11 protein-coding genes are annotated in these 10,814 nt (G+C 31.2%); all 11 read left to right on the top strand.

The features are described 5' to 3' along the window. Positions 1–103 precede the first annotated feature (103 nt). The 11 genes from GR929_RS21585 to GR929_RS21535 all read left to right on the top strand — a co-directional run bounded on the left by GR929_RS21585 (position 104) and on the right by GR929_RS21535 (position 10,545). Positions 104–472 (top strand): hypothetical protein, encoded by a 369-nt coding sequence (locus tag GR929_RS21585; RefSeq protein WP_159523887.1) that lies wholly within the window; start codon positions 104–106, stop codon positions 470–472. 240 nt (positions 473–712) lie between these two features. Then, positions 713–1,057, top strand: coding sequence for a hypothetical protein (locus GR929_RS21580; protein WP_159523885.1), 345 nt, complete (start codon positions 713–715; stop codon positions 1,055–1,057). Positions 1,058–1,222: 165 nt separating this feature from the next. Beyond that, entirely contained in the window at positions 1,223–4,270 is a 3,048-nt protein-coding gene (locus GR929_RS21575; RefSeq protein WP_159523883.1) for an HD domain-containing protein, read from the top strand. Positions 4,271–4,303: 33 nt separating this feature from the next. After that, the gene (locus tag GR929_RS21570) at positions 4,304–4,864 is read left to right on the top strand and encodes a hypothetical protein (protein ID WP_159523881.1); all 561 of its coding nucleotides are present in this window, start codon (positions 4,304–4,306) and stop codon (positions 4,862–4,864) included. Between the two features lie 5 nt (positions 4,865–4,869). Further along, positions 4,870–5,403, top strand: a complete 534-nt coding sequence (locus GR929_RS21565) for a hypothetical protein (protein WP_159523879.1) — start codon at positions 4,870–4,872, stop codon at positions 5,401–5,403. Between the two features lie 243 nt (positions 5,404–5,646). Beyond that, positions 5,647–6,207 (top strand): DUF4870 domain-containing protein, encoded by a 561-nt coding sequence (locus GR929_RS21560; protein WP_159523889.1) that lies wholly within the window; start codon positions 5,647–5,649, stop codon positions 6,205–6,207. A gap of 186 nt (positions 6,208–6,393) precedes the next feature. Beyond that, on the top strand, positions 6,394–7,203 hold the full coding sequence (locus tag GR929_RS21555) for a Shedu anti-phage system protein SduA domain-containing protein (RefSeq protein ID WP_159523877.1): 810 nt from the start codon (positions 6,394–6,396) through the stop codon (positions 7,201–7,203). 6 nt (positions 7,204–7,209) lie between these two features. Next, positions 7,210–7,989, top strand: coding sequence for a hypothetical protein (locus GR929_RS21550; RefSeq protein WP_159523875.1), 780 nt, complete (start codon positions 7,210–7,212; stop codon positions 7,987–7,989). A gap of 168 nt (positions 7,990–8,157) precedes the next feature. Continuing rightward, positions 8,158–8,820 carry a hypothetical protein gene (locus tag GR929_RS21545; protein ID WP_159523873.1) on the top strand — a complete coding sequence of 221 codons (663 nt, stop codon included), beginning with the start codon at positions 8,158–8,160 and terminating at the stop codon, positions 8,818–8,820. Between the two features lie 161 nt (positions 8,821–8,981). Next, positions 8,982–9,944 (top strand): hypothetical protein, encoded by a 963-nt coding sequence (locus GR929_RS21540; protein ID WP_159523871.1) that lies wholly within the window; start codon positions 8,982–8,984, stop codon positions 9,942–9,944. A 1-nt stretch (position 9,945) separates the two neighbouring features. After that, complete coding sequence (locus tag GR929_RS21535; protein WP_159523869.1) at positions 9,946–10,545, top strand: hypothetical protein; 600 nt, start codon at positions 9,946–9,948, stop codon at positions 10,543–10,545. Positions 10,546–10,814 lie beyond the last annotated feature (269 nt).

Here is a 10,814-nt window from a genome sequence, read left to right as displayed (position 1 = left end):
GACACCAAGTAATCAATGCAGTCTTGCTCCGATTTAAACATTTCTTCAAATTCCATTTGATCTGCTGGATATTTCATTCCGTAAAGATAAATCTTTACGGGAGATGATTAGATACCCCATTATAATTAATTATCCATCATCTGGAGAATTTGGAACAAATATTCTAGACAAGTCTAATAAACGATATAAAATTGGAACTCATTCCTTGAGAGTTGAAATTCCTAAGGGACAAACTATTGTGGTTAAGGTTTCAGGGGAAAACTGGCAATTCCCAGCTTTTCAATCTATCCCTGGTTGGAGACATTTTGACCATGAAACTAAAGATGGCAAAACAATTCGCAAGTTTAAATCTGTTAAAGCGGGGATTATTGACCTTGAAATTTATCTTGTGGATAAAGGAAAAACTGAGCTTTCAGTTTATGAAAATGGGTCAGAACTACCGAGTTGGGAAAAGACATTATTCGTTGAATAATCTAAAAACTATCTTGAAATGGATTGGCTAATTCTACTAAAAAATTTAGGATTCTTTACGGTTGGAGCATCAACATTAACAGGATTAATAATATACTTCTCTAAAAAAAATATTTGAGAACCAAATTAATATATTAAAAAGTGAGCACCTATTTAGATTTACAACGCTTTACACTGAAAAAATTGAGGTAATAAAGAGACTTTTAAAAGAATAGTACAAGCAGAGAAGGCTTTAAGAGTATTGTCAACACCGACTAACTCAGACGATAAGAAAAAAGAAAACTATAAAAATGCTCTTACAAGTTTAGATTCACTTTTTGGATTTTATGAGGAAAATGAATTATTCTTAGACGACAAATCATTAAAACTTATCAAAGAACTAAAATTAAAATTTGAGAATGTTCTAAATGCGCACAACAAAGCTGAATTTATGGAGATTATGAGAGGAACCGAACAATGGGCAGATGCAATTGAGAATAAAATGAAAGTCTCTGAAACAGTTCTAGACAATGAGATTCCAACAATAAAAGAACAGCTAAAAAAAGATTTTCAAGAAAAATATAAACTAATAGAAATTGAAAAATAACTGGCGGTAACAAAGTGTAAATTTCAGAGCGGGGGTCGGTGGTTTTCGAGCCGCGGATTCTCGCATGAACGTCACGTCCTACCGGACGCTGACGCTCACCGAAATCCGCTCCGCAACTTACACCAACCGTTAGCAGCCATTTAAAAAACATGACATATATAGACTATGAGTGAAATAAAATTGTATACAAAAGCTGAATTAAAAGCAGAAGAAGCTGAAAATCTAAGAAGTTTTAGCGGTTTGAAATTATTGCATATAAAAAGACAAGTAGCTTCTATTCTAGCTCAAATTGGTAAGGACGGTATATTTGATGAATATACAAAGCACGATATTAGTCATATCGATTATATGCTTGAATCTTTAGAGTGGTTAATTCCTGAAAAAACACAAGAGATTCTGACACCTACTGACTGGTTGATGCTAACTCTTTCTATATATTTTCATGATTTGGGAATGCTTGTAACAAAGGATGAATTTGGTAATAGAACTAAATCAGAATTTCCAAAGTTTAAAGCTAATATACTTGATGGTCAATATGGTATAGGTTTTAAAGAAAAAGTTGTATCTATTAAGGAGGTAGATAAACAAGAAAGATTCATCTATCAAGAATTGGTTAGAAAAACTCATGCTGAAAGAATTAAATATTGGATACTTGAAGAAAAGAATCCGTTGTTTTCAAACGAATTAGCTGTAATTAAAGAAATCAAACAATTGCTTGCTAATGCTGATAATATGTTTCGACGTGATCTTGCTTTAATATGTGAAAGTCATCATTTAAATGATTTAGATGATTTTGAAAAATATAAACCTAATCAACAATACGGTACTTCCAGACTTGAAAAAGTAAATTTACATTATTGTGCATTAATTTTAAGAACAGCTGATTTAATGCATATTACTTCTGATAGAACACCTTCTATAGAATATCATTTAATTAATCCGACCGATCCAATTAGTCAAGAAGAATGGGCAAAACAAAGGGCAGTAAAAACAGTAAGACCCAAACCCAAAAAAAATAAAGAAGGAAAAGTTGATGCGACTTTAACTCAAGATACATTAGAAATAATAGCTTTATTTGAAAATGAAAAAGGTTTTTTTGGGCTTATTTCATATTTAAATTATGCAAAGACACAATTATTAGAAAGCCTTAAACTAAATGAAACCTCAAATCGATTAAATGATATTAACTATGAATTTCCATGGCGGGATATTGACGATTCGAGCATCGAAACAAAGGATTTTGAGAAGCGTCAATTTGAATTTATACTCGACCAGACAAGAATACTAGATTTACTTGTAGGTCACACGCTTTATAATGATTCATCTGTAGTTTTAAGAGAACTTGCACAAAATGGTATAGATGCATCTAAATTAATGAAATATGTTTATGACGATAAAGGTTATAATAAGTATCAACCAGAAATTGAAATAGAATGGAAGTCAGAAGACCGTATCTTAACTTTTATGGACAATGGTACTGGAATGACATTGGAAATCATCCAAAACCATTTGCTTAAAGTTGGTTCTTCTCGTTATCAAGATGAAACCTTCAAGAAAAAATTTCCAAATTTCTCATCTATTAGTAGATTTGGAATAGGACTCTTAACTTGTTTCTTAATCGCAGATGATATTGATATTATTACAAAATCTCATGAATCTGAAAAGGTAATACTTTTAAAAATAAAGAAAATTCATGGGAAATATTTATTGAAATACCTTCCAATTGATTCAATCCCCTCTGGAATTCAAAAACATGGTACAATTGTAAAACTTTATGTGCGTTCTGAAGTTAATTTAGATGAAATTGAAATTAATTTAAAGAAATGGATACTTTATCCAAGCAGTAAAGTATTTTTCAATAACAATGGTGAAAAAATTAAAATCGGCTATGACTCACCAAAGGAACTATTAACAGATGCCTTAAATCAGATTGGTTATGATTTAGATGAAAATAATATTAAAGTAAAAGAAGTTCAGTGTAATGGAGTTACATTAGCTTTCGCATTAAGGTATATTGAACACTGGAAAGAATGGAATTTTTTAGAATATCGAGAGTTAAATAAAAAAGCATTATACCCTATTGGTACATGCGTTGAAGGTATTCGTGTAGATTTTAGAACACCAGGCTTTCAAGGTAGGAATCTATTTGCTATAGTTAATTCTGTAGGCAAGAATGCTCCGAAAACAAATGTCGCAAGGTCAAATATTGAAATTACTCCTGAAAGGGAGGCATTATTATTATCAATTTACGAACTTTATTTAAATCATATAACAGAGGAAATTGACAATCTAAAGGGTGAGGGTTTTTCAATTACTTGGGCAGCAAATGAAGGGAATTTTTTATTACGTTCTTTTGCAAATTCAAGAGATTTCCATAGAATAGATTCGCAATTTGAAGATGTAAAGACATTTGAAAAAGCACTTTCAAAGATGAATCTTGTTTTAATTGAAAAGGATAATATTAGACAATTAACTAGTGTATCTGAATTAACAAAAATAAACCATTATTGGACTATTGATTGTGTATCATATTCTTCTGCTGATTCTTTAATAAAAGAGGTTAAATCTTCAAATACATCAGCACTTTCTTTATTAAAAAACATTTTTGGGGACTCAGACTCTAAAACTGACCATATTGATTTTTTACTTTGTAATAATCAATCGGATAAAAATATAGAGCGTTTGTTAAGTGATAATTTTCAAGTCAATTCGATAAAATTAATTCCCGAGCAAAGACGTCTAGACCTACGTTGGTCTAATGTTAATGATAAGATTTGGGAAGAAATTCAAATTACTGGAGATGAATACAATAGAGAAAACTCTAAATGTTATATACAACTGAATGAAATCGATATTGATGAATCAATAAATCAGACTGCTATAAATTCTTCTAATGCATTATTCATTTTAAAAAATTCAGAACTGAATAAGTATTTGGTGAAATTAATTGATGAGCTTTCTGATAAAAGTCAGGAAAATCAACTAGTTCTATCAAAAGTAGTTGAATTAATAAAAAGTTTCTTTTACCATAAAGATTTGAACAAAACAAAAATTGAAGAATATATTGAAAGTCGCTTTCAAAGAAATAACAGTAAGGACTTGGAAAAAATAGTATGGAGTAAAATAGATAAAGATGAATTAATTTCGACTATATTAAAAACAAAATTTGTCAAATATGATACTACAATATGGTATCGTCGACATATGTATTAACAAAAACGGCTGCTAACACGGTATATAAAACATTTGGCAGAAAGTGCTAATTTTAAGGGAGGTATATTTAATAAACATCGCAACGGTTTGATAGGAAATCGCTTTGAAATGCCAAACGTTTCATATACCCATCCGTTAGCGGTAAACTTAAACAGAAGAATGAGAAACACGATAAACATATTGATATTAATCTTTCTGACAAGTTGTGCTGGAGGCATTCAACATCTACCAGAAGAAAAAATCAATTTAGCTCCGACAAGTTTTTGTGACCTACCAAAAGTGGAAGGACAACTTGTTTATACTCGTGGAACTTTATCTGGCGTTGATGAATATTGGTCTTTTTTTGAGATAGGCAAACGCTGCAATGACACTTTAAACATCGAACTTGACTTAGATACCAATTGGGAAAATTGGAAAAACGAGGATAAAAAGAAAATCAATCTCGTTTATAACGAATATTGGAATAAGTATTTAATAATTGATGCAATTGGCATATTTGAAATGGGTGGAAATTATGGACACTTAGGAACAAACAATTCAAAATTTACAGTTCACGAGTTAATCTCCGTGAAATTAATTGAAAAGAAACATTAAAAACTATGAGAAGCTTAATACTTATCTTGTTTACATTTCAAATTTTCTTGGGACAGAAAGCTTATTCCTGTTCATGTAATGAATACCCAAGAGATACCTTGTATAAAATTAGCTACGAGCTTGCAGACATTATATTTCTTGGAGAATTAATTAATTCGGAAGAAGAATTTTCTTATAAATTCAAAATTTACGAAGTTTTTAAAGGGGAATATACTTGTGACACTATTACATATAAACCAATGACTAATTGTTCTTTGTATCCATACCCTGGCGGTTTATGGTTAATTTATGCCAACTTCACACAAGGAGACATAATTGATATAGACGGATGTTTAGCCTCAATTAATCTGACGAATCCTGTGATTTTTCCACCACCTCCTCCAATTCCAGAAGGCGACAATGGAGAAATAACGTTGGAACAAGAAATTGAAAAACTAAAACTTGACATAAAAAGAGAAAGACGCCAACGAGAAGCAATCACTCTTTTGTACGCAGAAATTGAAAAACTTAGATATTTAAAGAAAAAAGTCAACCGCTAACAAAAGCTATATGTAATGCGGGGTTCAGCGGGTAATTCAACCGCAGTTCTTCGTAGCTGGCAACGCCAATTCGTCTTTGACGATTTGGCTATAAAAACTAAATATGAATAAACGAATTGGCTCCGTGCAGTTTGACAGGAAAGTGCTTCGAAAACCCGCACTCCACATAGCCAAACCGTTAACGCCAAGTGAAAAACTCTGTGAGAAACAACTAAACAAAAATACTAAAACTAAAAACTGATTATGAATCGCAATCTAGAAGATCTTGAAAAATTAGATGACTTAAGAAAAAAAGGAATCATAACAGAAGATGAATTCAATAAGGAAAAAGATAGTATTTTAAATGATCCCAATGTAAGGAATACAAATCAACTTGGGAGAATTAGTGAAAACACATATTCTGCGTTATTACACTTCTCGTTATTGCTTGGAGCAATCCATTTGCTTTTAGGACTAATAGCTCCTCTCCTTTTATGGGTCATTATTAGGACTAAAGATCAAAATATTGATCGACATGGTAAGAATATAATTAATTGGTTAATTAGCCTTATTATTTACACTACTACTTGCATCATATTGGTTATGACTTCTGCGTTTGTTTTTCATTTCTCCGCAAATTTCACTTACAAGCTTGAATCTCCTTTTTCTTTATTTACAGGATTGGTACCAGTTACAATACTAATGATCCTGAACGTTGTGTTTATTTTAATCGGTGGTATAAAAGCTAGTCAAGGACAAATATGGAGATATCCTTTAGCAATAAACTTTTTTAAAAATAATAGGACTAGTACAATGAAACAATAAAAAGAAAAACACCAGGCGTTAACATTTTGTATGTTCCAGTGCGGGGTTCCACCAACTTGTTGCCTCTGCTCCATTCTCAATCGCTAGTGTCGGTCGACACTACCGCTCCTCGAATTCCGCACCGACAACATACAATTTTCCGTTGTGTGTTATTTAAAAAGCACTCTACAAACTAAAAATATTTGCATGCTATACGAAAGAGACTATAACATATTAACAGAAGAAGAGAAAGAAAGAATTGAAGAGGCAGAATTGCATAAATCCAAAACATATCCTAAACTTGACGGTTGGTCAACAGAAGATTTTTTCAAATATCATGAATTGCTTCCTCAATCTTCATATTTCTATAATTCGTTATTTCCTAATAATTTACTACAAATAGACTCTTTGAAGAATAACGAGTTGAATAAAAATATTGAACAAAATTTTGTTGAGTTAATTAATGGAGAAATTACTGAAAGAGATATATTGAATTTCATTAATAATAATAGATATTACAATCTAATTGGAGCAATATTTCAGTGGTTTCAATTTGGTCATCACAAAGCATATTTATTCAAAGAATTTGAATTCCCTACAACTTATAAAGCTGACTACCTATTAGTTGGCCGTAATTCTGGAGGATATCATTTTGTATTTATTGAATTGGAAAACCCTTATGGTCAAATAACACAGAAGGATGGAGAGCTTGGAACAACTTTTCGAAAAGGAATAAAACAAGTAAATGATTGGGATTCCTGGATAGAATCTAACTTTTCTAGTTTACGATTGAGTTTTGAGAAATTTAAAAGCCCAAGAAAGGAACTATCGAAAGAATTTCTTTTATTGGATAAATCAAGATTAAACTATGTAGTCATAGCAGGAAGGCGTTCAGATTTTAATGACAAAACATATGAGATTAAAAGAAAATATTTGAAAAATAATAACATTCATATAATGCACTATGACAACCTAATAGATGCTTATAAGAATCTAATAAGGGAAAAAAACTATTAAGACTAAATGATTAGTTTCTTAAATCATATAATATTTGACAGGAAGGAATCTTGGCCTAAAGAAATTCTGAAATTACTTGATTCTAATAATAAATCAATCCAAGGTTATTTTAACGAAGAGCATCGAATAAATAAGCTTGCCAGAAAAGATATGCATATTAGGTATAATAGACCGAGAAATGAATACAAAGAGATATTTGATAGTACAATAGAGACAATTGAAGAAATACTACAAAAATCTAAGATTGTTGGTATTCACTGCACTAAACTATTGGATGAAGAGATAATTGAGATTGAAAAAGAAGGATTAAAACCACTAAATAAAAAATTTGCAAATAATAGAACTGAAAGAGCGTATCAAAAGGGACTTATTTCTGAAGAATTAAAGAATGAATTGATTGATAAAGAAGAATTAAATGAAGATTCTCGTATGGGTAAGGTTTGGGTATTTCATTGCCTCTCGACTTTAAAAGATGAATGGGGATTAAATAAATTATTGGGATATTGGGGCGGAGAATCATTATACGCATATGCAAAAAACAGAAATGAGTTAAAAAAAATAGGGAAACCATGCATTGTATTTACTTCAATAAATATTAGTGAGCTTGATATTTATCCTGAATTGAGTAAGAGAATGACGGCATTTTATTTTGATGACAACCTATTCCCAGACGATACAGATTCCATGCTAGAGAAAACAGTTGATGTCTTAAGGATTATTAATAAAGAAGAAAAAATCTTTAATGATTTGACAAATATTGAAGAATGGAATGATGAAATTGATTAAAAACAACACACAACATTTTATAAATTCTATGGCGGCTTATGTTGTACGCCAGCTGCGGTTTTCCGTATGTTGGTTCTGTCTGTATTCGGACAGAGATTCAGCTCGCAATCCGCCACATAACTTATAATTTTCCGTTATGCCTCATGTTAAAAAAAGACCAATACAACTATGAATCCTAAAACTAGAAATTTAATTCAGTATTCAATTTTTGCAGTAATCTTCTTAGTTATTTGCAATTTTATTTACTGTTCGGTTGCGACAAAAAGTACTGACAATATAATCGCTTCTGTTTCATTACTTGTCGCGTTGATTTCTCTATTTATATCGACCCTTACTTTCAATCAATATCTTGACGCAAAACTTCCACAAATTGTTGTTGATACTGACACAAAAAGTAGATACGGATTATTATTGCTATTGATTAAAAACTATGGAGATAAAACGGCATTCAATATTGAGATTAACTGGAATAACCCGATAAAGAACAATAAAGGGGAGAATATTCTATCTACAGACGAGGATTGCTCAGTTATGAAAATTCCTGTTCTACAAAAGGGGCAAGAATTAAAGATTGTAATTGGAGAAGTAGGAAACTTTTATACAAAGTATAAAGACGAGGAAATGAAATACTCTGGAGAGATAAAGTATTCTTTGACAAACAAAAGGAGACTAGGAAAAATTAAAAGTTCGTTTCACCTTGACTTGTCAATTTTCAGAAAAACTGTTTACGACGAATCGGAATCATTAAGAGCAAGTTTTGAAATTCAAAAAATACCTAAAGAGTTAGCAGAAATAAAGAAATTACTGAAAGAAAAAAACACGAAGGCATAACAAATTGCAAATTGCATTGCGGGTGCAGTGGCGTGCGTTGTCTCTGCTCCTTTCTTGACCGTCATGTCCTGTCGGACACTGACGCTCTCCGAAATCCGCAACGACAACTTGCAAGTGACCGTTAACACCAAGGTTAAAAGAACTACTAACAAACTAATAAAATGGAAGAAAGAAAATTAGAAGTAATAAGGTTTTCTATTTCTCAAAAAGAAAACAAAAAAGACAAATTAAAACTATCAGAAATTGATGGTGTAGATTTATTTGACAATGTATTTAGAAATTTTGTCCCGTTTATTGACAATTTGCCACTTGACGATATTAACAAACGTCTTGTCCAACTTGGCAAAGACGAAAATTCAGATTCTTTTTTTCGAATCAAGAGCAACATTCGGTCAATATCTGGAATAATAGAAACTGGAAGATATGGCAAAGAGGAAAGTATCATTGACATTTTGAATAAAGACAATGCACCTGTATTTAAAATTCACAAAAACCATTCTGTACAAAAGCCATTCTTCTTTTTGATTTGTATACCAGAAATAAAAAAGGATGGACTAATTATCTTAGAAAGAGAAGGACAATATGGAATAAAATCCATTTTCACTCACGTATTTAAAAGATACATTGACCAAAACTTTGAAGGACACAATATCGATTATACAAATTTTATCGACCACCAGATAGTCAATAATTACATTAACAATGGTGTTTATAATACAATTACTTTGACTAGAAATTCTCTGCCAGAAGATGTTGCAGAAAGATACGGATTAGAAAAATTTGAGACAGAGGATTTCTCTGTAGAATTAAGAATAAGAGCAAAGGGAAAAAGAACCATATCAGGAAAGGCAAGAAAACGAATTCAAGAAATGTTTGAATCAAATCCAAGAGGTTTCTTTTCTTCCGAAGAATTTGAAAAACTTGGATTTGATGAGAATGCAAAAGTTAAAGTGAATTCTACATACAAAAATTCGCCACGAACAATCGATTTATCTGACACGATGAAGTTTAGACCATATTATAATATTATGGTCAACTTAAATGACTCTGGACATTCTGATTTCAATTCGATTGAATCAGAAGCTATTAAATTATTGGACGATTTCAATTTAGATTTGTATTAAAATGAGTTCAAAAGTAAATGTCTCTGAAATTATAAGTAAACATAAATCCACTCTTCAAGGTGGCAATGGGAAACTATTGAAATTAGATAAGAAATTTTTTATTACTTATCCAATAATTCTTGGACTTATTTTATCCTTTCTTGTCCGGATTCCCAATGATGGATTAGTAAATATTTTTGCGATATGTCTTTCAATATTTATTGGACTTTTCTTAAATCTATTGGTGTTAATTATTTCGTTTGCAGAAAATAAGTTAAACATCAAAGACAAAAGTAATAGGGCTATATTACTAGAGCATACTTTTTATAACATTACTTATACAATTGTAGCATCACTCGTTGGTCTTGGATTCCTATTTCTTTCGAACATTGATTTCTTTCCCGCAAATTGGAAAGTTGATTTAAACTTCATCAACGAAAAAATTATTGCCTTAAAAACTAGTGAATTGACTATAAATACAATTGCCCAATTTGCATTGTATTTTGTGTTTTATTCTATTTTCATTCATATAATAATGACTCTTTTAATGATAGTAAAAAGAATATTCAGCCTTTTTAAAGCTGAGATTGATGAAATTAACAAGGTTGACAAAAAACAATAAAACCCAGGTGTTAACACGTGGTATAACGCATGGCTGGGTTTGTGCGGATTCGACAAGTCGAATCTCGTCCTAACCTCAGTTTCGGTCGGACTGGTCAGACTCTCGTCTGGCAGCCACGACCTCATACCACCACCGTTGAGTTTCATTGTGTCCCGTCCTAAAAAAAGGCTACACAAAATGTAGTAATTATGTATAAAAATGATGGTATCTTAAGAAGATACAGCGAGGGTTTCAAACTCAAAATTTTAGCCGAACTTAGTACAGGAAAA

Origin of the sequence: Sunxiuqinia indica, assembly GCF_009847015.1 — a bacterium.
Taxonomy (GTDB): Bacteria; Bacteroidota; Bacteroidia; order Bacteroidales; family Prolixibacteraceae; genus Sunxiuqinia; species Sunxiuqinia indica.
This window is presented reverse-complemented; position numbering and strand designations above follow the sequence as displayed.